This is a genomic window from Cryobacterium sp. Hz7 (assembly GCF_004402815.1).
Lineage (GTDB): Bacteria > Actinomycetota > Actinomycetes > Actinomycetales > Microbacteriaceae > Cryobacterium > Cryobacterium sandaracinum.
The window spans coordinates 129,501-154,098 of the sequence record NZ_SOFB01000049.1 but is presented as its reverse complement, the minus strand read 5'-3'; the positions used below and the strand labels follow the sequence as shown (position 1 = coordinate 154,098).

At 69.4% G+C, this 24,598-nt stretch carries 21 protein-coding genes and 1 riboswitch; of the genes, 9 read left to right on the top strand and 12 right to left on the bottom strand.

The genetic code is table 11. The annotated features are described in order from the left end of the window. Positions 1–4: 4 nt before the first annotated feature. Together E3N86_RS10980 and E3N86_RS10975 are read right to left on the bottom strand one after the other, a co-directional pair. Positions 5–850 carry a flagellin gene (locus E3N86_RS10980; RefSeq protein WP_194085914.1) on the bottom strand — a complete coding sequence of 282 codons (846 nt, stop codon included), beginning with the start codon at positions 848–850 and terminating at the stop codon, positions 5–7. An 84-nt stretch (positions 851–934) separates the two neighbouring features. After that, on the bottom strand, positions 935–1,801 hold the full coding sequence (locus E3N86_RS10975; protein WP_104099368.1) for a sigma-70 family RNA polymerase sigma factor: 867 nt from the start codon (positions 1,799–1,801) through the stop codon (positions 935–937). A 442-nt stretch (positions 1,802–2,243) separates the two neighbouring features. Here E3N86_RS10975 and E3N86_RS10970 point away from each other — a divergent pair, with 442 nt between their 5' ends. The 5 genes from E3N86_RS10970 to E3N86_RS10950 all read left to right on the top strand — a co-directional run bounded on the left by E3N86_RS10970 (position 2,244) and on the right by E3N86_RS10950 (position 6,216). Beyond that, the gene (locus E3N86_RS10970; RefSeq protein ID WP_134511941.1) at positions 2,244–2,729 is read left to right on the top strand and encodes a flagellar protein FlgN; all 486 of its coding nucleotides are present in this window, start codon (positions 2,244–2,246) and stop codon (positions 2,727–2,729) included. Between the two features lie 10 nt (positions 2,730–2,739). Beyond that, a complete protein-coding gene (gene flgK / locus E3N86_RS10965; protein WP_134511940.1) occupies positions 2,740–4,206 on the top strand; it encodes a flagellar hook-associated protein FlgK in 1,467 nt (488 codons plus the stop codon). A 3-nt stretch (positions 4,207–4,209) separates the two neighbouring features. Continuing rightward, positions 4,210–5,100: a flagellar hook-associated protein FlgL gene (gene flgL / locus E3N86_RS10960; protein WP_134374366.1), complete on the top strand. Its 891-nt coding sequence runs from the start codon at positions 4,210–4,212 to the stop codon at positions 5,098–5,100. Continuing rightward, positions 5,097–5,507 (top strand): flagellar assembly protein FliW, encoded by a 411-nt coding sequence (locus tag E3N86_RS10955; RefSeq protein WP_134342035.1) that lies wholly within the window; start codon positions 5,097–5,099, stop codon positions 5,505–5,507. Before flgL ends, E3N86_RS10955 begins: the two co-directional genes overlap by 4 nt. Positions 5,508–5,583: 76 nt before the next feature. Then, the gene (locus E3N86_RS10950; RefSeq protein WP_241986046.1) at positions 5,584–6,216 is read left to right on the top strand and encodes an NUDIX domain-containing protein; all 633 of its coding nucleotides are present in this window, start codon (positions 5,584–5,586) and stop codon (positions 6,214–6,216) included. A 118-nt stretch (positions 6,217–6,334) separates the two neighbouring features. Here the strand turns inward: E3N86_RS10950 and E3N86_RS10945 are convergent, their stop codons facing one another. Then, positions 6,335–6,706, bottom strand: coding sequence for a VOC family protein (locus tag E3N86_RS10945; RefSeq protein ID WP_104099374.1), 372 nt, complete (start codon positions 6,704–6,706; stop codon positions 6,335–6,337). Positions 6,707–7,325: 619 nt separating this feature from the next. On the opposite strand from E3N86_RS10945, the gene E3N86_RS10940 reads away from it, so the two are divergent. Continuing rightward, a complete protein-coding gene (locus tag E3N86_RS10940) occupies positions 7,326–8,702 on the top strand; it encodes an HNH endonuclease signature motif containing protein (RefSeq protein WP_134511939.1) in 1,377 nt (458 codons plus the stop codon). Positions 8,703–8,743: 41 nt separating this feature from the next. Here the strand turns inward: E3N86_RS10940 and E3N86_RS10935 are convergent, their stop codons facing one another. The 7 genes from E3N86_RS10935 to E3N86_RS10905 form a co-directional block, all read right to left on the bottom strand. Further along, positions 8,744–9,067 carry a multidrug efflux SMR transporter gene (locus E3N86_RS10935; protein ID WP_104099376.1) on the bottom strand — a complete coding sequence of 108 codons (324 nt, stop codon included), beginning with the start codon at positions 9,065–9,067 and terminating at the stop codon, positions 8,744–8,746. Between the two features lie 12 nt (positions 9,068–9,079). Then, a riboswitch (guanidine-III (ykkC-III) riboswitch) is annotated at positions 9,080–9,143 on the bottom strand. 63 nt (positions 9,144–9,206) lie between these two features. Next, complete coding sequence (gene sufU, locus E3N86_RS10930) at positions 9,207–9,770, bottom strand: Fe-S cluster assembly sulfur transfer protein SufU (protein ID WP_134511938.1); 564 nt, start codon at positions 9,768–9,770, stop codon at positions 9,207–9,209. Further along, positions 9,767–11,083, bottom strand: coding sequence for a cysteine desulfurase (locus E3N86_RS10925; RefSeq protein ID WP_104099378.1), 1,317 nt, complete (start codon positions 11,081–11,083; stop codon positions 9,767–9,769). The genes sufU and E3N86_RS10925 overlap by 4 nt, the downstream gene beginning before the upstream one ends. Positions 11,084–11,138: 55 nt before the next feature. Further along, positions 11,139–11,897: a sulfate/molybdate ABC transporter ATP-binding protein gene (locus E3N86_RS10920; protein ID WP_134511937.1), complete on the bottom strand. Its 759-nt coding sequence runs from the start codon at positions 11,895–11,897 to the stop codon at positions 11,139–11,141. After that, on the bottom strand, positions 11,894–12,712 hold the full coding sequence (locus tag E3N86_RS10915) for an ABC transporter permease (RefSeq protein ID WP_241986044.1): 819 nt from the start codon (positions 12,710–12,712) through the stop codon (positions 11,894–11,896). The genes E3N86_RS10920 and E3N86_RS10915 overlap by 4 nt, the downstream gene beginning before the upstream one ends. A 7-nt stretch (positions 12,713–12,719) precedes the next feature. Then, positions 12,720–13,514, bottom strand: a complete 795-nt coding sequence (gene modA / locus E3N86_RS10910) for a molybdate ABC transporter substrate-binding protein (protein WP_198412908.1) — start codon at positions 13,512–13,514, stop codon at positions 12,720–12,722. Continuing rightward, positions 13,511–13,933 (bottom strand): molybdopterin-binding protein, encoded by a 423-nt coding sequence (locus E3N86_RS10905; protein ID WP_104171331.1) that lies wholly within the window; start codon positions 13,931–13,933, stop codon positions 13,511–13,513. The genes modA and E3N86_RS10905 overlap by 4 nt, the downstream gene beginning before the upstream one ends. 84 nt (positions 13,934–14,017) lie before the next feature. Between E3N86_RS10905 and E3N86_RS10900 the strand changes: the two genes are divergently transcribed. The 3 genes from E3N86_RS10900 to E3N86_RS10885 all read left to right on the top strand — a co-directional run bounded on the left by E3N86_RS10900 (position 14,018) and on the right by E3N86_RS10885 (position 18,789). Next, positions 14,018–14,557, top strand: a complete 540-nt coding sequence (locus E3N86_RS10900) for a molybdenum cofactor biosynthesis protein B (RefSeq protein WP_370295423.1) — start codon at positions 14,018–14,020, stop codon at positions 14,555–14,557. Positions 14,558–14,905: 348 nt separating this feature from the next. Then, the gene (locus E3N86_RS10890) at positions 14,906–15,934 is read left to right on the top strand and encodes an FAD binding domain-containing protein (protein WP_134511936.1); all 1,029 of its coding nucleotides are present in this window, start codon (positions 14,906–14,908) and stop codon (positions 15,932–15,934) included. Beyond that, positions 15,931–18,789: a molybdopterin cofactor-binding domain-containing protein gene (locus E3N86_RS10885; RefSeq protein WP_134511935.1), complete on the top strand. Its 2,859-nt coding sequence runs from the start codon at positions 15,931–15,933 to the stop codon at positions 18,787–18,789. Before E3N86_RS10890 ends, E3N86_RS10885 begins: the two co-directional genes overlap by 4 nt. 19 nt (positions 18,790–18,808) lie before the next feature. Here E3N86_RS10885 and pulA read toward each other — a convergent pair whose 3' ends face one another. Beyond that, entirely contained in the window at positions 18,809–22,936 is a 4,128-nt protein-coding gene (gene pulA, locus E3N86_RS10880) for a pullulanase-type alpha-1,6-glucosidase (protein WP_370295422.1), read from the bottom strand. Between the two features lie 3 nt (positions 22,937–22,939). Then, positions 22,940–24,592: an alpha-amylase family glycosyl hydrolase gene (locus E3N86_RS17890; RefSeq protein WP_370295421.1), complete on the bottom strand. Its 1,653-nt coding sequence runs from the start codon at positions 24,590–24,592 to the stop codon at positions 22,940–22,942. Positions 24,593–24,598: the final 6 nt, after the last annotated feature.

The following is a 24,598-nucleotide window of genomic DNA, read 5'->3' as shown; positions in this document are numbered from 1 at the left end:
AGGGTTAGCGGAGCAGCGACAGCACGCCCTGAGCGGACTGGTTGGCCTGCGCGAGCATGGCGGTACCGGCCTGCGAGAGGATGCTGGAACGGGTGTACTTGACCATTTCCTCGGCCATGTCGGTGTCGCGGATGCGCGAGCCGGCAGCGGTGAGGTTCTCCTTGGAGACGGCCAGGTTCTTGATGACGCTCTCGAACCGGTTCTGGTTCGCGCCAAGCTCGGCGCGTGACGTGGACACGGCCTTGATGTTCAGGTCCAGTGCGGCGATGGTGGACAGGGCCGTTGCTGCGTCCTTGAAACCGTCAGTCGCTGCAGTTCCCAGCACCTCAATGGCGGCACCGATAGTAGACACGTTCGTGAGATTCACGACAATCTGGTCGGTTGCAGCGACGCTGCCAGCGCCGACCTGGAAGGTCAGCGACGCCTTGACGCCGTCGAGCAGGGCCGTACCGTTGAAGTTGGTCGAGGCACCGATACGGGTAAGTTCCTTGCCCAGGGCAAGAACCTCGGTCGTGATCGCGGTACGCGAATCGGTGTTGTTCGAGTCGTTGCCGGCCTGGACTGCGAGGTCACGAACGCGCTGCAGGATCGAGGTGACCTCGTTCAAGGAACCCTCAGCGGTCTGGATGACCGAGATGCCGTCCTGGGCGTTGCGGCTGGCGACCGTGAGGCCACCGACCTGCGACTTGAGGCCCTCGGAGATGGCCAGTCCGGCCGCGTCATCCGCTGCGCGGTTGATGCGGAGGCCGCTGGAGAGCTTCTCCAGGGACTTGGACATGTCGTTCTGTGTGGCGGCCAGGTTGCGGTACGTGTTGTTGGCCGCGAGGTTGGTGTTGATCTGCATACCCATGATGAAATCCTCCGTGATTGGGTGGTGAACGCCAGGCCATCCATGGCCTGACACAGTGAGCTATCGGCCTCTGCTGAGACCGCGTTAGCCGTTGATCGAAAAAACTTCCCGGGTGTCTGAACCGGCAGGATCGGCAGCATCCGTCGACCCGGCGGCGTACGCCACCCCACTCGCGGTGGCGAGGCCGAGCATGGCCTGGTCGGCGAGGCGGGCGAGGTAGGCGCTGCGGCGGGCCGGCGCGATGCGGGACTCGGGAACGTATTCCACCTCGGCGTCGTCGGAGTAGTGCGTGCCCAGGCCGTCGCGGAGCAGACGGATGGCCTCCGCCCGCTGCTGAGACACCGCCGAGTGGGTGATTCCGAGCTCGACCGCGATCTCCTTGACCGAGCGGTCGTCGAAGTAGACCTGCTGCACGATCACGCGCATCTTATCCGGCAGTGCCGCGATGGCGGCGTGCAGGTAGGCCAGGCGCTCGGCGGAGAGCAGCGAGTCGCCGGGGAGTTCGGTTCCGGAAACCAGGAACTCGGCGGTTGCGTCATCGAGGGTCGAGACGGTGCGCTCGGAGTCGGACAGGCCGGCGATCGCGGTCTCCCGGTCGACGCCGAGGGCGGCGGCAACCTCGTCGACGGATGCCGCGCGGCCGAGGGCGCCGGCCAGCGTCTGCTGAACGGCACGGGTCTCCTTGATGCGGCGGCGGGCCATCCGAGTGGCCCAGTCATTGGAGCGCATCTCGTCAGCGAAGGCGCCGATGATGCGGCGCCGTGCGAACGCTCCGAACGGAACGCCGAGGTCGGCGTTGAAGGCATCCGCCGAGGTGATCAGGGCGAGAGCTCCGGCCGAGGCCAGGTCGTCGCGGGAGAGGTGCCGGGCCTTGGCCCAGGTTTCGGAAACGAGGTAGCCGACGAGCGGGAGGTTGTCGATCACCAACTGGTTGCGTTCTGCACGATTCACACGAAACTCCCTGAGTGCTTGACACCTGAATTGTCCCGATCGATCAGGCAAGGGCCTGGTCGAACGAGTGGCCGGGTAGGCACGGGGACGTTGCGAGAAAGCGGGGATGTGACGCAGGGGTTCGGGGCCCAGGCCACCGAACTTCGCGGCCATGATTAAAACGTAAAGGCGCGGTCGGTGGCCGAATGCGCAACGGTGCCCCCACAACGGGGCCAGGCACCCCCACATCGGGGCGGATCACCCCGCAACGGGGGCCAGGCATCCGGTGTCTGCCGGAATCGTGTCCTCCCTTTAGTGGACACCTTCAGTCTCGGCTGGCAGTCTGAATCCACACCGTGGCTAACCGGGGGCCGTCACCTGCCGATAGTCGTAGTAACAAGCCGTTGACCTGCGCGATTTTGCGCGGACCGGCCGCACCAGACGACAGGCAGTTGGAGGAGACGTGGGCGCCAGTGAACTATCAGCGTTGCTGTGGCGCGAGCGGGAGCTCCTCGAACTGCTCGTCTTCAAACTCGACGAGGAACAGCTGCTGCTGACCAACGGCAAGACCCGCTGGCTGCAGCAGGGCACCCGTGAGGTGGAGCAGGTGCTCGGCCACGTTCGGGATGCCGGCCTCGCCCGCTCGGTCGAGGTTGCCGCCGTCGCCCTCGATTGGGGAACGGCCGAAGACGCCACCCTGCGCGAGCTCGTGGCTCACGCCCCCGCCGGCCCGTGGTCCGAGATCATGGCCGCGCACCTCAAGGCGATGGGTGAACTGACCACCCAGATCAAGGAACTGCGCGACGCCAACGAGCAGCTGCTGCGCTCCGCCGTCCGCTCCAGCCAGGAGACCCTGGCCGACGTGCGCGCGAACACTCAGACGTATGACGCCACCGGGGCCGCCGGTGCGCGCCCCACCGGCTCCCGACTTTTCGACCAGATTCTGTGAGGGTGCCGCGATGAGCACCTTCGGAGGACTCAACACCGCCTACACCGGCCTGGTCGCCGCCCGGCAGGGTCTCGACGTCGTGGGCCAGAACATCGCCAACGCGAACACGGAGGGGTACACCCGGCAGCGGGTGACGACTTCCGCGGTAGACGCGTCGACCCGTGTGGGCCTGATGAATTCCGGGGTGCGCCCCGGCCAGGGTGTCAGCGTCGACGGAATCGCCCGCCTCGGCAGCGCGTCGCTGGACGCCCAGGTGCGCGGCACCGCCGCGGTCGCCGGCTACTCCGCGGTGCGGGCGAACGCGCTGAGCGCCGTCGAGGCCTCGCTGAAGGAGCCCGGCGAGAACGGGCTCTCCGCCCAGCTGCAGGAGTTCTGGGCCGGCTGGCACGACGTGGCCAACGCCGCCGGTGAGACCGCGCCCGCCGGGGTGCTGCTGGGCCAGGCCGGCGCCGTCACCACCCAGATCAGGCAGGGGTACCAGGCGGTCGCCGCGAAGTGGTCGTCGGAACGCGGAAGCGTGGACACCATGGTCGCCGAGATCAACGGCGCGGCCGCCCAGGTGGCCGAGCTGAACGCGCGCATCCGTCAGTCGATTGCTGGCGGCGGAAACGCCAACGAGCTGATCGACCAGCGCAGCGGTCTCACCACGACCCTGGCCGCCCTCACCGGCGGCACCGTCGTCAACCGCCCCGACGGCACCGTCGACGTGCTCGTGGGCGGCAATGCGCTGGTCACCGGCGACACCGCCCGCCCACTCGTTGCGCTCGGTGCCCGCACCCTCGACGGTCCGAACGGCCTCACCGACCCGGTCGGCACCGCCGGGCCCGTGCGCGTGGAGTGGGCCGACCGCACCGGCGCGATCCCCGTCGACGGCGGCGAGCTCGCCGGCGCGCTCTCCCTGCTCACGAAAACGGATGCCGCCGGCACCGGCGGCGCCCTCGCCGAAGCCGCCGCGGCGTACAACTTCTTCGCCACGGGCCTGGCCGCGAAGGTCAACGCGATCTATTCCACCGGCGACAACTCGACCCGCCCCGGCCCCTTCTTCGGCTCGGCGGGCACGGGACCGGCCGCGCTCGGCCTGTCCGTCCTGCCGACGAACGCCGCCGAGCTCTCAACCGGGCTCACCGCGAACGGCGCCCTCGACGGCTCCATCGCCGACAGGATCGCCCAGCTCGGCGCCGGCACGGTCGTGGACGCCGCGGGAAACCCGGTGCGGTCCCCCAGCACCGACTGGTCGAACATTGTCACCTCGCTGGCCGTGACCACGAAGAACGCGCTGCGCCAGGCATCCCTCGCCGACCTCACCTCGACCGCCGCGGTGGGCGCTCAGCTCTCGAACTCCTCCGTCGATCTCGACGAGGAGAACGTCAACCTGCTTATGTTCCAGCACGCGTACCAGGGCGCCGCCCGGGTGCTGACCGCCGTGGACGAAATGCTCGACACCCTGATCAATCGCACCGGACTGGTGGGAAGGTAACCCATGATCGCCCGCGTCACCTCCCAGACCCAGATGCGCTCCGCGCAGACCAATCTGCAGGCCAACCTCGCCCGGATGGCGCAGTTGCAGGAGCAGGCCACCTCGCTCAAGGCCATCGCCCGCCCCTCCGACGACCCCGCTCGGGCAGCCGATTCCCTCACCGTGCGCGCCGAGCAGCGCGCGGTCACGCAGTACGCCCGCAACGCCGACAACGGCGACGGCTGGCTCACCACCGCCAGCATGGCACTGGCCGAGGCCACGAACCTGCTGAACCAGGTGCGCGACCTGACCGTGCAGGGTGCCAACGACGGTGCTCTCTCCCCCGCCGCGAAGGAGGCCATCGCGGCCCGCCTCGACGGCCTCACCCAGAACCTGCTCGCGCAGGCGAACGCCGACTACCTGGGCCGCAGCGTCTTCGCCGGAAATTCGGATGCCGGGCTCGCCTTCCGGGACGACCCCGACTTCACCTTCACGGGCACCGCGACCGCGAGCGTCGACCGCCGCATCGGCGCGGACACCACCGTGAGGGTCGACGCCGACGGCGCCGCCATCTTCGGCACGGCTACGAATTCGATTTTTGCTCTGATCGGCACCATCGCCGACGACTTGCGCACCGGCACGAACGTGGGTACCCACCTCACAGCCATAGACTTGGCAATGAAGACCGTGCTCACGGCGCAGACCGATGTCGGTGTGCGTCAGGCCCAGATCCAGAAAGCCGGGGAAGCACTCGTGCAGCACAAGGGAAATCTCGAGGCCCAGCGGGCCGGAATCGAGGATGTCGACCTCGGCCAGGCCATCCTCGACCTGAAACTGCAGGAGGTCACCTACCAGGCGGCCCTGTCGGTCACCGCCCGGGTGCTCCAGCCGACGCTGATGGACTTCCTCCGATGAGCGCCGTTTCGACCGCCGGCACCGTGACCGCCGCCCTGAGCTTCGTGTCCCCGCCGCCCGGGCTGGACCCGCTGACCGAGTTCAGCCTGACCGAGATTCCCGGCGCCGACGGCCTGTTCTCGCTGCAGTCCGCAGAGGACCAGCGAACCCGTCTGTTCGTGCTCGACGCATCCGTCTACTTGCCCGACTACTCCCCCGTGATCAGCGACGAGCACGCGGCATCGCTCGACCTGACCGGGCCGGATGACGCGCTGCTGCTCGTGGTGACGAACCCCGGCGAGGACGGAACGACCGTGAACCTGATGGCGCCGATCGTCGTCAATGCCGCCACCGGTCGCTCGGCGCAGATCATCCTCGACGGCCAGGACTGGCCGCTCCGCGCCGAGCTGGGTGCCCACTCGGCCTGAGCGGACGGCTCACCCTGCCGGCTTGGCGACCGAGTGGCTGCACTGCTGGGTGTCGCCCGGCGGATAGCCTTCGGATATGACCCAGGGCATCGATCTGCATTCCGGCGCAGACCACCTCCCCGCGGCACTCGACGTTGAGACGCTCCTGGCCGGCTGGATGCCGGTCGACCCGGCCCAGGCCCGGTTGCGAAGCGCATATATCGACTTCGTGCGGGCGGGCCGCGGTTCTGCGCTCGACCGCGACGGCGGCGCCGAGCATCTGACCGCGAGTTGCTTCGTCTTCACTCCGGACATGAGTCGCGTGCTGCTCTGCTTCCATAAAAAGGGCCGGTTCTGGGTGCAACTCGGCGGGCACATCGAGGCATCCGACCTCTCCGTGGCCGCGGCCGCCCTGCGCGAGGCCCGCGAAGAGGGCGGCATCGCCGAACTCAGTCCTCTCGACGGCCGACTCGTCGCCGGGACCGGCGACCCGTTGCCGGTCGACGTGCACCGGCACGCGCTCAGTTCGCGGTTCGGGCGCTGCACCACGCACTGGGACATCGGTTTCGCGGCTGTCGCACGGGCCGATGCGATGCCCGTGACGAGCCACGAGAGCGAAGACGTCGCCTGGTGGCCGACGGATGCCCTGCCGCAGCAGGTCCCGCAGGGTTTCGGCGACCGCCTGGCCGTGGTGCTTCGCGAGTTGGCACACCGGCTGGGCGCGCACTGAGTACGCGCCGAGCACGCACCGGGCACGCGCCGAGCACGCGCCGAGCATGACGGCCAAGCGAGGGACCGGGCGGCGCCTCCGCGCCGCCCGGGATCGGTGAGTGGGGTGACTGGGGTGGCTAGATCGTCTGCGAGATGCAGATGAAGTTGCCTTCGGTGTCGCGGAACCAGGCCGATTTTATGTCTTCGGCCGTGACGACCCCGTTCACCGTCTTCATGCCGGGGATGTCGAATTCCTCGAAGACGACTCCGCGTTCGCGGAGCGTGCTCATCTCGGTGTCGAGGTCATCCGTGATCCAGCCCATCTGGGCGTTCTGGGCCGTGCCGGCGTTACTGGTCTCGTAGATCTCGAAGACCGATCCCGACCCGACGTGATACACGAGGACTCCCTCGTTGGTTTCGTCGGGGTCGAGGACAAGCGCGTCGTGGTAGAACGACTGGGCTCGTTTGAGGTCCGCCGCCGGTAACACGGTGTGCAGTTCTTTCATCATTGTGAAACGCCTCCTTGGTGGTGCAGGTGATTCGTGGCGCGTGTGGAGGGGTAGACGTTGAAGCCGCCGCGTATCGGGCATCCCGCGCCGCACTGGATGTCGATCAGGGCGTGCTTCCGAGGCGGAGAGCCGACTGTCGGTGAAGCGGTGAGCGCGAATCGTGGCCGGAACTCCTCGCCCAGCAGGGGTAGGTTGACCACCCCGGCGGGCGTTGACTTTTCGCTTTTTCCACCTCAAACATACGCCGAAGGCCCGCCCGAGTGAAGAGCCGTTTCCGATGGCCAGCCCCGGTGGTCGGCCCGGTGGTCGAGCTTGTCGAGACCCGGTGCGTCGACCTCCAGAGGTTCGCCGGGGCATCCGTCGCGGTCGAATTCGCTGACCTCGGAGATTCTCGCGACACGCCGGGCAACCGGCGACCACAACCGGTGTTTTGCCAGAAATCTCCGCGTTTACGTGACAACGGATGCGTGCCGCCGGCCCAGTAGCGGATGCCCGCAGCGGGCCCCGGGCGCATTGCTCTACTCCTCCACAATACGGGTGTGATCAGGTTATCCACAGGGTACTGACGGGTGCCGATCTGGCCCCACGAATGTCAGTGGCCGCCCGTAACGTGTGACTCATGAAGCCCTCCTACCGTGAGCAGCTAGAACGCCTGGGTCGTCACTTCGATGCGATCCGGGAGACGCAGGCGGAGTCCGCCCGGGTCGACGCCCGCCTGGCCGAGCAGGTCGATCAGGCCCGCCGGTTCGCCGAGGTACTGGCCCTGGACGCGGTCCAGGCAGCCAAAGACAAGGCTCGGGAAGGTCCTCCGGCCATATCCGGGGTCACGGCCGGGGTGCCTCGTGCCCGGTGGGATGCCGCCATGGTCGCCAAACGGGAGTTCGTCACCGAGCTGGCGTGCACCCTGCGGCTGCCGGTGCGCTCGACCGAGACCCTGATCGCCGAAAGCCAGACCCTGATGAATGAGCTGCCCGCCACCCGGGCCGCGCTGCAGGACGGGTCGATCACGTACCGGCACGCGCAGGCGATCATGAACCAGGCCTGGTCACTCCCCGCCGAGGCACTGGCCGGGTTCGAAGAGGCGCTGTTGAAATCCGCTCCGCACCTGACCGTGGCCAACCTGAAGTACAAGGCACGCGTCATGCGGGAACGGCAGCACCCGGAGTCGATCACAGCCCGGCACCAGAAATCGGTGGCCGACCGCAAGGTGGTCTTCGAGCCGGAGCCCGACGGGATGGCGTCGCTGTACTGGTTCGACTCGGCGGAGAAGGTGAAGGCCGGGTACGACCGCCTCACAGTGATGGGGATGAGCCTGCAGGGCCCGAACGAGACCCGCGCGTTGACGCAGCTGCGGGCGGACGTCTTCGAAGACCTCATCCTCGACGGGGTCACCGCCTCCGGGGTGGGCAAGGGAATCCGGGGCTCGGTGCACGTGACCGTCCCGGTGATGACGCTCCTCGGCCACTCCGAGGAACCCGGGCACCTCGAGGGATACGGACCGATCGACCCCGACACCGCACGCGAGATCGCGGCTCGGGCACCCGGCTTCATCCGAGTCCTGATCCACCCGGAGACGGGAGTGGTGCTCTCGGTCGGGCGCACCCGCTACAAGGTGCCGAAGGAACTGCGACGGTACCTCCGGGTGCGAGACGAAACCTGCCGGTGGCCGGGCTGCCGCCGGGCGGCGACACAGTGCGACATCGACCACACCCTCGACTGGCAGTTCGACGGGCTGACGGAGCACGATAACCTGGCGCATCTGTGTCCGGCCGACCATGCGCTGAAGTCAGAGACCCGGTGGACCTACATGCACCTGTCGGACGGCACGCTGAAGTGGACATCGCCGACCGGGCGCACGTTCATCAGTGAGCCGGCCACGATCATCCGTGCGCCGGAGCGTCGACCGAAGCCGGGGCCGCATCCGGGGCCGCCGCCGAGGCCTCCATCTGACGCGAGGTCTCGGCCACCCGAAGCGGACGAGCCGCCACCGTTCTGATGCCCTGATGCTCGCAGCGTCGGACGCGCTCAGCGACCGACTCAGTGCGCGGCGTCGACGAATTTCAACCCGACGACGCACCCCACCAGGCCGAGGATGAGCACGATCTTCAGCAGGGAGGCCGGCTCAGCGCCGAAGACCATGGCGTAGAGCACGGTGAGCGCCGCGCCGATCCCGACCCAGACGGCATACGCGGTCCCGGTCGAGATGTCCCGCATGGCAAAGGCCAGCCCGCCCATGCTGAGCACGAGTGCCACCGCGAACACGACGGATGGCCACAGTCGGGTGAACCCGTCCGACTTACCGAGCGCCGTGGCCCAGACCGCTTCCAGAACCCCGGACACAATGAGGATGATCCACGACATGACAACAGCTCCCGTGGCCAGTCTTGTCGCGTGCCGGGTACTGAACCGTCGTCCGGAGCCGCGTCGCGCGGCCTCCGACCACCCTAGCCTCCGAGCCTGCGCGATCCCTGCGCAGACCTACACAAGCCCTACACGAGCCCTACCCCGCGAGCAGAGCCGCCTCGAACGCCACCCACGGCAGCATCGCGCACTTGACGCGGGCCGGGTAGCGGGAGACGCCGGCGAAGGCGGCAGCGTCACCGAGCACCTCCTCGTCGGGCTCGATCGTGCCGCGCGAGCGCAGCATCTCGCGGAAGGTGTCCAGCACGGCCCGCGCGGTGGCGACGTTCTCGCCCCGCACGATGTCGTGCAGCACGGATGCCGAGGCCATCGAAATCGAGCATCCGTCGCCGGCCCAGGCGAACTCCTCGATCACGACATCGTCGGCAGGCTCGCCGGCCGACGCGGGCGAGCCGCCGGATTCACCGGCACGCAGGCCGATGCGCACGGTCACCTCGTCCCCGCAGGTCGTGTTCACCTGGTGCGACTCCGTCACGCGCGACCCGGAACCCGCACCGGCAGGAGAAGCAGCGCCAAGAGAAGCACCGGCAGCAGTCCCGGCTGCCTCGAGCGGTGGCAGCCCCTCCGCCGAGGCACCGTTCCGGGACTTGGCGTGGTCGAGGATGATCTGCTGGTAGAGCTGCTGCATGGCACTTTGGGTCATGACTTCACTCCGAAGAACGGGGCAACCTCGGCCAGGGTCGCCAGGAACCGGTCCACCTCGTCGGTGGTCGTGTACAGGTAGGTGCTCGCCCGCGTCGACGCGGTCACGCCGAGCCGGCGGTGCAGCGGCTGGGCGCAATGGTGCCCGACGCGCACCGCGATACCGGCCTCGTCGAGGTACTGACCGACATCGTGGGCGTGCACCCCGGCCAGGTCGAAACTGGCCAGACCAATGCGGTCGACTCCGGCCGGCGGCCCGAGCAGACGCACCCCGGGGATGCCGACGAGCCCAGCCACGAGGCGCTGCCCCAGTTCGGCCTCGCGCGCGGCGATGCGTTCCATCCCGGTCTCGGTCAGGTACTCCACCGCGGCGGCCAGGGCGATCGCCTGGGAGATGCGCTGGGTACCGGCCTCGAACCGCTGCGGCGGGGCGAGGAACTCGGCGGTGTGCATGTCCACGGTGGTGATCATGGATCCGCCGGTGAGGAACGGCGGCATGCCCGCGAGCAGCTCGGCCTTGCCGTAGAGCACACCGATGCCGGTCGGGCCGAGCATCTTGTGCCCGGAGAAGACGGCGAAGTCCACGTCGAGGGCGGCGACATCCACAGGAAGATGCGGCACCGACTGGCAGGCGTCCAGCAGCACCAGCGCGCCCACCGAGCGGGCCAGAGCTACGAGCTCGGCGACCGGGTTGATCGTGCCCACCACGTTGGAGGCGTGCGTGAGCGCGAGCAGGCGGGTGCGGGCTCCGATGACTCCCGCCGCCGCGGCCAGGTCGAGCGTGCCGTCATCTAGAACCGGGATGAACCGCAGGGTCGCGCCGGTACGCAACGCGAGCTGCTGCCACGGAATCAGGTTGGCGTGGTGCTCCATCTCGGTGACGACGATCTCGTCGCCGGCGCCGAGTGAGAATCGTGTCGCCGCGGGGCCGCCGAGGCCGAGCGACGCGTTGGAAAAGGCGTAGGCGACGAGGTTGATGCCCTCGGTCGCGTTCGACGTCCAGACGATCTCGTCGGCCTTCGCCCCGATGAACGCGGCCACGGTCGCCCGGGCTGCCTCGAACGTCTCGGTGGCTCCGAACGCGAGCGTGTGGGCCCCGCGGTGCACGGCTGCATTGCGCTGCTCGTAGAACTCCTGCTCGGCCTCCATGACGCTGAGCGGGTTCTGCGAGGTAGCGCCCGAGTCGAGGTAATTGAGCGGATGCCCATTGACCAGTTGATCGAGGATCGGGAAGTCGTTGCGGATGCGGTCGACTTCCTCGTCCGTCAGCGGGCGAGCCATCGCACGGGTGGACGGTGAAGCGGAAGACGTCATATCATCCAGCGTATTCCCTCCCCCGGGCAATGCACACCGAACTCTGACAGGGGTATCACGGCGAGGCAGACAGGTCGAGCCCGAACGTCAGGGCCCGGGTGAACTCGGCCTGCGGGTGCGCGAACACCGAACGGGTCGGCCCCTCCTCGATGATGCGCCCGCCCTGCAGCACAATCACCCGGTCGGCCAGCGCGAGGGCGTCGAGCGGGTCGTGGGTGACCAGGATGACGGACCGATCGAACAGTACCCGGTGCAGCAACTGGCGCTGGGCGGGCACCGCCGCCACATCGAGCGCGGTCATGGGCTCGTCGAGCAGCAGCAGCCGCGGACTGGCCGCGAGAGCCCGGGCCACCGCGACCCGCTGGGCCTGGCCGCCGGACAGCATCCCGGGCCGCCGGTCGGCGAAGTCGGACACCTCGGCGGCGGCGAGCCACTCGTCGGCGAGAAGTCGTGACGCAGCCCGGGATTCCCCCGCGCTGCGCGGCCCGAACGCCACATTGTCGCGCACGTTCAGGTGCGGGAAGAGCAGCGGCTCCTGGGCGAGCAGCACCGTGCGTCGGGCGTGCGGCGGTGTGAAGATGCCCGGCCGCCTCCCGTCGGCACGGTCTGCACCGTCGGCCGCCAGATCGAAGAAGACCTGCCCGTCGAGGGTGGCCCTACCCGAATCGGGCCGCAGCAGACCCGCGCAGAGCTCGACGATGGTGGACTTGCCGGCCCCGTTGGAGCCGAGCAGCGCCACCGTCTCGCCCGGCGACACGGTGAAGGCGACCTCCAGTCCGCGCCGGCGCATCACGGCGGCCAGTTCGAAGGTCACGACAGTCCGCGCGGCCGGTGGGTGGCGACCATCACGATCAGGGCGACGGCCACGAGGAGGAGAGCCAGGGCGACGGCCGCATCCGCATCCGTTTCCCGCTGCAGGTAGATCTCGAGCGGCAGCGTGCGGGTGACCCCCTGCAGGCTGCCGGCGAACGTGAGGGTCGCCCCGAACTCACCGAGCGCGCGCGCGAACGCGAGCACCGCGCCGGAGAGCAGACCGGGCAGCACCAGCGGTAGCGTCACCCGCCGGAAGACCGTGCCGGGGGTGGCGCCGAGCGTGGCGGCGACCGCCTCGAAGCGCGCGCCGGAGGCCCGCAGGGTCGCCTCCACGCTCAGCACCAGGAACGGCAGCGCCACGAAGGTCTGCGCGAGCACGACGGCGGTGGTCGAGAACGCGATCTGGATGCCGAGCACCTCGAAGGTCTCGCCGAGCAGGCCGCGGCGCCCGAAGGTCGACAGCAGGGCGATACCGCCCACAACGGGCGGCAGCACGAGCGGCAGCAGAACGACGGCGCGCACGAGGCGTTGTCCGGGAAACCGGCTGCGGGCCAGGCCGAGAGCCATCGGCACGCCGAACAGCAGGCAGAGCACGGTGCTCATCATGGCGGTGCGCAGGCTGAGCAGCAGCGCCGCGACCGCCGCTTCGGAGGTCACGAGCGCACCGAACCGGGACCAGTCAACGCGCAGGGTCATGCCCACGATCGGCAGCACGATGAACAGGGCGCCGAGGGCAGCCACGGGAAGGGTCCAGCGGGGCACGCCGAGGGTGACCCGGCCGTCGTGGGGGCCGGTGTGGGAGTCGGAGCGACTCACCACCACCTCACGGCGCGCCAAAACCGGCCGCCCCGAGCACGGTCTGACCGGTCGCTCCGGTCACGAACCGGGTGAAGGCTGCCCCGAGCAGCGCCTGCTCACTGCCCGCCACGACGGCGATCGGGTATTCATTCACGGCCTGATCTGCCTCCGGCACCGGGATGCCGAGAACCGCGTCGCCGGCGGAGGTGACGTCGGTCACATAGACGAGCCCGGCATCCGCGTCGCCCGATGTGACCTTGCCGAGCACGCCGGTGACGGCGTTCTCTTCGCTCACCGGCGCGAGCCGGACGCCGGCCGCCGCCTCGAGGGCCGGCAGCGCGGCGCCGCACGGCACCTGCGGCGCGCAGACCACTACGTCCACATTCGGCGCGGCGAGGTCGGCGAAGGAATCGATGCCGGCCGGGTTGTCGGCGGGCACGGCGATCATGAGGGTGTTGGTGGCGAAGACCACCGGGACGCCGTCGAGGAGGCCGTCGCCGCTGAGCTTGGCCATGGTCCTGGCGTCCGCCGCCGCGAACACATCGGCAGGGGCGCCCTCCCGGATCTGGGTAACGAGGTCGGCCGAGCCCCCGAAGTTGAGCGCGACCGTTACGCCGGGATGGACGGCCTCGAACCGGTCGGCTAGCTCGGTGAAGGTCTCGGTGAGGGATGCCGCGGCGAACACGGTGAGCGTCTCGCCCTGCTCCGTAGACGCCCCGGTCGCCCCCGACGAGGCCCCGGCCGTTCCTGCGCAGCCGGCCAGCACGACGGATGCCGCCGACAGCCCGACCGCGACGCGCACGCTCCACAATCGGGTCACGACTGGCCCTTCGGGGTTTCGACGATCACGGTGGTGGCCTTGACCACGGCCACGGCCACCGACCCCGGCACCAGGCCGAGGTCACGCACGGCCTCGGTGCTCATCAGGGACACCACCCGGTGGGGGCCGCACTGCAGCTCGACCTGGCTCATCACCGGATCGCTCACCACGCGGGTGACCAGCCCGACGAAACGGTTGCGGGCCGAGCTCGCCGTCGTGGACGGATCCGCGGGCGACAGCGCGTCCTCTCGGGCCAGCGCGGTCTCCCGGGCCAGGTGGGCCAGGTCGGATCCGTCGACGACCATGCGTCCGGCGTCGTCGGTGCTCGCGGCGAGCGCCCCATTGTCGATCCAGCGCCGCAGGGTGTCGTCGCTGACCCCGAGGTATCCGGCGGCTTCCTTAATCCGTATCTGAGACATATTGAGCATCTTATTACCGCATCTGCGGAATAGACACCGGGAGGGGCGGGAACGCGGCTGCCGCAGTGGGGCAGGATGGAGCGCGTGACCGCCACAGCGAACCTTCCGTCGACTCCGTCCGAACCCACCGAACCACGCGCACCGCGCGCACCGCGCCGCGCGCAGGTCATTGTCGCCTCCACCCGCGCCGCGGCCGGGGTCTACCCGGACCGCACCGGCCCCGTCCTCGATGCCTGGCTGCGAGAGCGCGGCTTCACGCTCGGCGAGCGCCGCATCGTGCCCGACGGCGCCCCGGTCGGCGCTGCCCTGATCGAGGCCCTCGACGCTGGCATCGACCTTGTGATCACCACGGGCGGCACGGGCGTCAGCCCCCACGACCTCACCCCCGAGCAGACCCTCCCGCACCTCGACCGGCTGCTCCCCGGGCTGATGGAGGAATTCCGCCGCCGCGGCGCCGCATCCACCCCTCTGGCCGTCATCTCGCGCGGTCACGCCGGGATCGCCCGCGGGCGCACCCTGGTGATCAACCTCCCCGGCTCCCCCAACGGCGTGAAGGATGGACTGGGTCTCCTCGCCGACGTGCTCGACCACATCCTCGACCAGCTCCACGGTGTGGACCACTAGCTGGACTGGCCCCACTGGCCCCACTGGCCCCTCTGGCTCCACTAGCCCCACTGGCTCCACTAGCCCCACTAACCCCTCTGGCTCCACTAGCCCCACTGGCTCCGGCCCGAACGAATTCGACGGAGATTCTGGTCAAATCGGCACAAAACACGCCTAAAATCCGCTTTTGGCTAAAAATCTCCGTCGAATTGGTTCGCCCCCGCCCTTCCGCGCACCCGTGCCCTGCGCGAAAACAGGGTGGCTCGCCGTGAGGATGCCGCGAGCGAGCGCGTCGACTCGCGGGGCGACACGGGCGAGTGGATAATTCAGGGTGTCGACCTGCACCCGAGCGGTCGAGTGAGGGAAACGATGGACCTCAACACCGTGTTCACGATCACCCCCGCTCGTCACCGGGGCGATCTCGCGCTCCTCGACGCCCAGGTGGCCCCGCTCGCGGGCGGCTCCGACCTGTTCGCCGACCCGCAGACGCACCTCACCGGGCTGGTCGACCTGCAGACCCTGGGCTGGCCCGCTCTGACCCTGACGACGGATGCCGGCACCCCGGACACCGGCCCAGGTGCCGCCACCGGCACGGATGCCCACACCGGCGAGCGCGCCACCGGCACCACCCCCGGCCTCGTCATCGCCGCCACCTGCACCATCGCCGAACTCTCCCGGCTGGCGGCCGCACCCGGCTGGACCGCGCATCCGCTGATCTACCAGTGCTGCACCGCCCTCTACGGCTCATTCAAGATCTGGAACGTCGCCACCGTCGGCGGCAACCTCTGCGCCTCCCTGCCGGCTGGCCCGATGACCAGCCTGGCTGCCGCCCTCGACGCGGAGGTGCTGATCTGGCGTCGTGACGGCAGCGACGAACGGATGCCCGCAGCGTCCTTCGTCACCGGCAACACCACCAACGCGCTCCGCACCGGCGATGTGCTGCGGTCCATCCACGTGCCGACCTCTTCGCTGGCGGCCCGCACCGCATACCGCAAGATCGCCCTCTCCCCACTCGGCCGCTCCGGCGCCGTGCTGATCGGCCGGCTCGACCGCGCCGACCTCTCCGACAGCGACGACACGACCGCCCGCGACGCCAGCGACGGCACCGGCCGCTTCGTGCTCACCGTCACCGCCGGCACTGTGCGTCCGGTGCAACTGCGCTACGATTCCCTGCCCGACGCGGGCACACTCGCCCAGGACATCGCCGCCATCGACTGCTGGTTCACGGATGCCCACGGCGCCGCCGACTGGCGCCGCGCCGTGAGCGGCGTGCTCGGCGAGGAGATCCGAGCAGAGCTGGAACAGCAGCCCGAACCGAGACAAGAACCCGAACCGAGACAAGAACCCGAACCGGCCGCGCGAGACCAGGCGGCACCCCGGAACGGAGACCGCTCATGAGATTCCAGATCAACGGCGAACCCGTCGACGCCTCCCCTGCCCCCGGGCAGTGCCTGCGCTCCTTCATCCGCGACCAGGAGCACTTCGAAGTCAAGAAGGGCTGCGACACCGGCGACTGCGGCGCCTGCTCCGTGCTGGTCGACTGCACTCCGGTGCACTCCTGCATCTACCCGGCGTTCCGGGCCGAGGGCACAGAGGTCACGACCGTGGCCGGGCTCGGCCTGCCCGGTGATCTGGCCCCGATCCAGCAGCGCTTCGTCGACGCCGCCGGGTTCCAATGCGGGTTCTGCACCGCCGGCATGATCGTGACCGCGTCCGCCCTGACCGAGACCGACCTTGACGACCTCCCCCGCCTGCTCAAGGGCAACCTGTGCCGCTGTACCGGCTACCGCGCCATCGAGGACGCCATCCGCGGCAGCCACACCCCCGTCAACGGCTCAGCCAGGTCAGACAGCTCCTGTCGCACCGACGCACCGGCACGCACCGGCCTGGGCCCGGTCGTCCAGACCGGACCGCGCCCCGGCACGGTCGGCACCTCCCTGGCGGCCCCGGCCAGCGAACGCGTGGTCAGCGGGCAGGAGCCGTACACCCTCGATGTCACGGTGCCCGGCCTCCTGCACCTCAGCGTGCTGCAGAGCACGCAGGCGCACGCGCGCATCCGTTCGATCCAAACCGAGGCAGCCGCGGCCCTGCCCGGGGTGCACGCCGTGCTCACCCACGCCGACTCCCCGGCCACCCTGTTCTCCACCGCCCGGCACGAGGACCGCCTCGACGACCCCGACGACACCCTCGTGCTCGATTCGGTCGTGCGGTTCCGCGGCCAGCGCGTCGCGGCCGTCGTCGCCGACACCCTCGCCATCGCCGAGGCCGCCTGCCGCCTGATCGAGATCGACTACGAGACGCTCCCGGCCGTCTTCGACCCGCACGCCGCTCTCCTGCCCGGCGCTCCCCTGGTGCACGGCGACAAGGATGCCACCGCGAGCCGGCTGGCCGACCCGACCCGCAACCTGGTGGCCGAGCTGCACGGCGAATACGGCGACATCGCGGCCGGCCTGGCCGGCGCCGCCCACAGCGTTAGCGGAACCTGGCAGACCCAACGGGTGGCGCATACCCATTTGGAGACGCACGCCACCATCGGCTGGCTGGAGCCCGGCACGGCAGACGCATCGGCAAGCGGCGACCGGCTCATCCTGCGCACCAGTTCCCAGGTGCCGTTCCTGGTGCACCGCGAGATCTGCCGCCTGTTCGCCCTCGACCCGGGGCGGCTGCGCGTGTTCACAGCCCGGGTCGGCGGCGGCTTCGGCGGCAAGCAGGAAATTTTGACCGAGGACATCGTCGCGCTCGCGGTGCTGAAGACCGGGCGCCCCGTGCAATACGAGTTCAGCCGTTCCGACGAGTTCACCCTCTCCCCGGCCCGTCACCCCATGCGCATCGACGTCACCCTCGGCGCCGACGACGCCGGCCGCCTCACCGCACTGAAGCTGGGTGTACTCGCCGACACCGGCGCCTATGGCAACCACGGCCCCGGGGTGATGTTCCACGGCAGCTCCGAGTCGGTCAGCCTCTATCGGGTGCCCAACAAGCGGGTGGATGCCCGAAGCGTCTACACGAACAATCTCCCCTCGGGCGCCTTCCGCGGCTACGGCCTCGGCCAGGTGATCTTCGGCGTCGAGTCCGCACTCGACGAGCTCGCCCGCACCGTCGGCATCAACCCGTTCGACCTGCGCCGGCGAAACTCGGTCGGCCCGAACGACCCGCTCGTGGTCACCCACGTGGAGGGTGAGGACCTCATCTTCGGCAGCTACGGACTCGACCAGTGCTTCGACCTGGCCCAGACGGCCCTGGCCCGCGGCAACGGCGCCACCGTGCCGCTCGGCGAGCACTGGAAGACCGGCGAGGGCATGGCCACCGCCATGATCGCGACCACCCCGCCGCGCGGGCACTACGCGCAGGCCTCGGTCACCCTCGAAAACGCGGTCCTCGAATCCCCCACCCACTACACCGTCCGCGTCGGCACGGCCGAGTTCGGCAACGGCACCACCACGGTGCACGCGCAGCTCGCCGCCACGGCCCTGCACACGACTCCCGACCGGATCGAGATCCTGCAGTCCGACACGGATGCCATCGGCTACGACACCGGCGCGTTCGGCTCCGCGGGCGTCGTCATCGCCGGCAAGGCCGTGCTCGCGGCGGCGAACGACCTGGCCGACACGCTGCGGTCCGCCGCCACGGAGAGGCACCCGGAGATCCCCGCCGCCGCCTGGACCCTGGAACCCGACGGGCTGCGCAGCGGAGCGGTGTTCACGTCGCTGGCCGAACTGGCCGGGCAGGCATCCGTAACCGGGGCATCCGCGCCCGGGGCCTCCGCTCTCCGCGGTGTCGGCGCCGAAGACGGCGCCCGCCGCTCGGTGGCGTTCAACGTGCACGCATTCCGGGTGGCCGTGAACACGCAGACCGGCGAGGTGCGCATTCTGCAGTCGATCCAGGCGGCGGATGCCGGGGTCGTGATGAACCCGGAGCAGTGCCGCGGCCAGATCGAGGGTGGGGTCGCGCAGGCGATCGGCACCGCGCTCTACGAGGAGGTTATCCTCGACGGGGCGGGCACCGTGACCACGAGCGTGCTGCGGAATTACCACATCCCGCAGCTCGCCGACCTGCCCGTGACCGAGGTGTACTTCGCGGACACGAGCGACGTGCTAGGCCCGTTCGGGGCGAAGTCGATGAGCGAGTCGCCCTACAACCCGGTGGCACCCGCCCTGGCGAACGCGGTGCGCGACGCCATTGGCATCCGTCCCACCGAACTGCCGATGTCGCGCGACCGGATCTGGCGGCTGCTGCACCCCGTTCGCTCCTGAACGGGGTGCGATCCGCGGGTTACCGCTTCTTCGCCGTCCGCTCCTGCGCGTCGACGAGCACCGCGACCGTGCGGGCGGGAACCGTTACCGTGCCGGTCGCCGTGTCCCAGGTCGTCGACTTGACGAGCGCATCCATCCCGGCGGCCTGGATGCCGCTGAGGGCGTAGCCGCGCCCGGCCAACTCGTTGAGCAGAACCGTCTGAGGTTCGGGGCTGGCGTTGAAGAGCACCAGCAGGCCGTCCAGTTCCTTGTCGACGTCGCCTCCCACCGTGTCGTCGACGCTCATCGCGATGACGCCGGGGGTGGCGTCCGGTCCGCTGGCCGGGAAGGTCAGCTTCTGGTTGATCAGCTTCGCATCGCCGAGCCGGAACAGTTCGGTCGACTGTTTGAGGCGCAGCAGGTCCTGGGCCTGGGCCGACGCGAAGCTGATGTCGTCCGGCGTCGGCTTGAGGGCCGGGTCCTCGAGCAGCGGGCGCATGATGGCCCACTTGTCCTCGTTGGCGGCCGCTGACGGCAGACCGACGCCGAAGTTGCTGGTCTGGCCGGTCCAGTCGATGCGGTTGAACCAGTCGCCCGAGTTGTAGCTGTCGCGGTCGAGCGACTTCGAGCGCAGCAGGTCGGTTCCGGCGTGCCAGAGCGATGGCGCCTGCGACAGGGTCGCGGTGGCAAGGGACAGGGTGTTCATTCGCACCCGGTCACTCATCCCGGTGTCGGCCGGCAGCTTGAGGGCGAGCAGGTCGTAGAGCGTCTCGTTGTCGTGCGCGTCGACGTAGTTGATCACCTCGTCCGGCTGGTCCGCATACCCGGCCGGCGACCCGTTGTAGTCGAGTTCGTCGCCGCGCTTCACCGTGCCGTCGCTGGTGACGAAGCTGAAGTCGCGCAGGTTCGCGGCCAGGCCGAGCCGCACCAGGTCGCTGGCCTGCCCGAGCCGGGCGAGCGCCTGCTCGGGGGTGCCGTTGATCGCCACGCCGTTGGGATCGGTGCCGAGCCCGGTGCCGAAGCCCTGCTGCTGCACGGTGCTGCCGTCGACGGGGCTGCCGCCATGCACCGCGTCGCGCAGCCGGTCGTTGAACGTGCCGATGCCGGTTCCGCCCAGCTGGCCCTGCGTCGCCTGCTCGAACAGGGCGTTGTTCGCGACCTCGCCGAAGTTCCAGCCCTCACCGTAGAGGTAGATCGCCTGGCCGTTCACGCCGTCCTTTTTCAGGGTGAGCGCGTCGAGGGCATCCCGCACGGCCAGCAGGTTGGCCTTCGAGTGGTGGCCCATCAGGTCGAACCGGAACCCGTCCACGCGGTACTCCTTCGCCCAGAGCACGACGGAGTCGACCATGAGCTTCTGGGCCAGTTCGTGCTCGGTGGCGATGTTCTGGCAGCAGGTGGAGGTCTCGACGGAGCCTTGCGGGTTGAGACGGTGGTAGTAACCGGGCACGACCTGGTCGAGCACCGATTTCTCCCCCTGGCCGCTCTGCGCGGTGTGGTTGAACACCTCGTCGAGTACGACCTGCAGGCCGTCCTCGTGCAGGGCCCCCACCATGCCGCGGAACTCGGCCACCCGGGCGCCGCCGTGGGCATTCACCGCGTAGGACCCCTCCGGCGCCGAGAAGTGGAACGGGTCGTAGCCCCAGTTGAAGCCGTCCTGGTCCCTGATCGCCTGGATGCACGCCTGCTGGCCCGGCGAGGCCGGTCCGAAGGAGGCCAGGTCGCAGGCCGGAACGGCCTGGAGGGCACGGTCTTCCTGGATCGTGGCGATGTCGAAGGTCGGCAGCAGGTGCACGGTGTTGAGCCCGGCAGCCGCCAGCTCGGACAGATGCCGGGTTCCCGCGCTGTCGACCCCGAACGCGCCGTAGGTGCCGCGGAGCTCTTCCGGCACGGTGTCGTCGGAGATCGAGAAGTCGCGCACGTGCAGTTCGTAGATCGACCGGTCCACGGCCTTCTCGATGACCGGCGCCTTCGCTTTCTCCCACGCCTTGGGGCGGTAAGCCTTATCGGCCAGGTCGATGAGCACCGACCGGGTGGAGTTCTGCGTCAGGGCGACCGAGTACGGGTCGGTGACCTGGTTCACCTCGATCTTCCCCGTCGTCGGCGCGAACACCGTGACCTCGAAGACGAAGGATGCGCCGGTCCAGTTCTTGGCGCCGGTCGCGGTCCACGTGCCGTCATCCTGGCGCGTCAACGCGATGCGCTCCGGGTCGGCCGTGTCGCCCGCCGTCCAGACGAGCGCGTCGACGTTCTGCGCCGTGGGAGCCCAGACCGCGATCGTGGGCCGCTTCTTGGACCAGGTGACGCCGAGCGTCCGGTCCGCTGCGGCATCCGCGTAGAGGTCGTCGAGCACGCCGGGCAGTTGCACGCCCGTGAACGCGGTGAGGATGCCTGTGGTGTCGTCGGTGCCGGTGCCGGTGCCGGACTGGGCCACCGCCAGCTGGGTGGTCAGCAGCCGTTCCAGCTCCACCCGGTCCACACCGACCGGGCGCAGGGCCACGGACCCGGCGAGGGCCGGGAAACGCGCTTTCTCCGCGTCGGAGAGACCGGCCGGGTCGTACTCGAGGGCGACCGTGTCACCGCCGGTCACCGCTCCGTCGGTGACCGCCAGGTCGGCGGCCGACGAGGAGTGCAGCGTGTAACCGAGCGCGGCCGGGTCGGCATTCGCGGGCAGCAGGTCACGCGGCCAGGCGAGGGTCTTCTCGCTCACCCAGTGCGCGCGCTGCGCTCCGGTGCCGGCCAGCGGCGGGTCGGTCACCGTGATCGTGAGCACGTGGGCGGCGAGGTCGTAGCTGAACAGGGTTTCCTTGCCCTCGGTGGCCGTGAACGACAGGTTCGCTCCGTTCGGCACGCCGTCGGCGCCATAGTTCTCGTCCCAGCCGAGGTTGTGCGCGACCTTCGCCTCGTACGAGCCGGTCGGCAGGGTGTTCGAACTCAGGGTGAGGATGCCGTCGCCGTCCACGTCCTGCAGCCAGGTTGCGAGGCAGTCCGGTTTCCAGTCTCCGGGGCAACCGGCCTCCTCCTGGAAGGAACCGGCCGCGACGACGATATCGCCCTCGGCCGTGCCCTGAAAGAAGTTGTTGCGCGGGTCGAAGTAGAACGTGACCGGGCCGCCGTCGGTCGTGTAGCTCACGTTGTCGCCGCCGGGAACCCCGCCGGAACCGTAGTTGAGGTCCCAGGAGCCGTTGACGGCGATCTTGTACTCGTAGTCGCCGGCCGGAAGGTCGAAGGTGCCGGCGTAGATGCCGTCGGCCCGGAGGGCCAGTTTCGCGGCCTCACAGCCGGGCTGCCAGTCCCCGGCACAACCCATCTCGGAGTTGTGACTACCGGCCACCGTGACCAGGTCGATCGCGGCGTCGGGCGTGCCGGTATCGGCGAGCGAAACCGTGTTGCCCACGGAGGCGAAGCTGGACGCGGCGGCCCGCTGGCCGGCGGCATCCGTGGAGACGGCGCGGTATTCGACCAGGGTGCCCGTGGCGAGGCCGGCGGTGTCGTGGAAGACCCGCGGAGTGGTGTCTTCGGCGGTGCCGAGGCTGGTCCACGCAGTGTCACCCACGACCCGCCAGGCGAAGCCGGTCTCCTGCCAGGTCCCGTCGTCGACGGTGGCCCCGACGGGTGAGACGCCGGTGACGCCGGCTCCGGCTGCCGGGGCGGCGACCGTGATCGCGGCGGCCGCGGCCGGAGCGCTGACGGGTCGGTCGGCCACGAGCACGACCGAGCCGCGGGCCGGCACGGTGACGGCCAGATCCCCGGTGTCGCCGGATACCGCGGAAGCGGTGTCGCCGAACAGCACCGAGTAGGACGCACCCGTGGTGAGGGTGGGGATCGTCACGGTTTTCGCCGCGGCCGAGTTGTTGACGGCGACGAGGTGTTCGATCTTCTCCGTGCGGTCGACCCGGCTGAACGCGTAGACGCCGGCCCCGGTGTCGGCGTAGCGCTCGATCTGGGCGCCCGTCGCGAGGGCAGGGTGGTCGCTCCGCAGCGCGGAGAGCTCAGCGATCCGACTGTAGAGCGGCGCATCCGTCCCGAACCGGTCGATCGAGCCGGCGGTCTCGCCGGTGATCAGCGGCTGGTTCGCGTACTCGGGCACCTGGCTGGCGAACAGCGACTGGCGGGCGTCCTTGTCGCCGCCCGCGCCCATGAAACCCTGCTCGTCGCCGTAGTAGACCACCGGCTAGCCGCGGGTCAGGAACATGAGCTCGTGGGCGAGCACGTCGCGGGCAAGCGGGTCATCGGTGTTCTTCAAGAAGTAGCCGATCCGGCCCATGTCGTGGTTGCCGAGGAAGGTCGGCAGCGCGGAGGCGTTGGAGTCGGGAGTCGTGTAGAGGTCGTCGGAGGCGAACAGCTGGCTGAGCCCCTTCGCGGAGTTGCCGGCGGCGAAGCTGGTCGCCTGCGACTGGAATCCGAAGTCGAGCACCGAGTTGAGGTCGGTCTTGCGCACGTACGGGGACGTCTTCGCGGCATCCGCGTCGTAGACCTCACCGAACATGAAGAAGTCGGGCTTGCCCGCGGCGTGCGCGTAGTCGAGCACCTGCGTGGACCACGTGTCCCAGAACTCCAGGTTGACGTGCTTGACCGTGTCGATGCGGAAGCCGTCGATACCGAGGTCGACCCAGTCCGTGTACACGTCGACGAAGCCGTTCACGACGGCCGGGTTCTCGGTCATCAGGTCGTCGAGGCCGGAGAAGTCGCCGTCGAGGTTGCTCTCACCCTCGAAGGTCGAATCTCCCCGGTTGTGGTAAAGCGTCGGGTCGTTCAGCCAGGCCGGCACCTTGGCCGTGGCGTCGGCGGCCGCGACGAACGGCGTGTAGGGGAAGGATGTCCCGTCGAGGGTCGGGAATTCGTCGGTCCCCGCGTAGTCGGCCGGGTCGAAGGGCTCGCCGGCCGCGGTCGTGTAGGGCGACGTCGCCTTGTCGATGTAGGAGTACTGCTTCTCCTCGTTGTCGATGACGTCGGCGGTGTGGTTGGTGATGATGTCGAAGTACACCTTGATGCCGCGGGCGTGCGCGTCGTCGATGAGCGCCTTGAGCTCGGCGTTGGTGCCGAGGTGCGGGTCGATCTGGGTGAAGTCGGTGATCCAGTAGCCGTGGTAGCCCGCGGACGCGTTCGCGCCCTCGCCCTGCACGGCCCGGTTCTTGAAGGACGGCGTGAGCCAGAGGGCGCTCGTGCCGAGACCCTCGATGTAGTCGAGCTGGGAACGGAGCCCGGCGAGGTCGCCGCCGTTGTAGAAACCCTTGTTCGCGGGGTCGTAGCCGGATACCAGTGGGTCGTCGCCGAGGCCGGCGGTGTTGTTGGCCGGGTCGGCGTCCTTGAACCGGTCGGTCATCACGAAGTAGAACTGCTCGTCGCTGCCGGGCTGGCGGATGGGCGCGGCCGCCACGGCCTCGTCCTCCGCGGAGTAGGCACCGGCCAGGGAGAGTACCTCGAGGCCGACGCGCTTCCGGCCGAGGTCGAAGGTGAAGCTCATTCGGCTTTCACCGGCGATGGTCAGCGAGATGTTGTCGGCGCCACCGTCCAGCCCGTAGGTCTCGTCCCACGCGTCGTTGAGGGCGACCTTGTAGTCGTAGCTGCCGGCCGGCACCGTGAACTCGGCGGACCAGACCCCGTCGACGCCCGTCGGGGCCAGCTCGGTGGACTCGCAGGCCGGCTGCCAGTCCTCCGTGCAGCCCAACTCGCTCTGCAGGCTGCCGACCAGGGCGACCGTCGGGGTGGCGGCGGCCGCGGACATCTCGGAGAAGGCGAGACCGGAGAGAACGATCGCGCCGGCTCCGATCGTGGCCACAATGCGGCGGATGGCCGGGCGGCGTGTAGCGGTGCGTTTCGTCAACAGTGA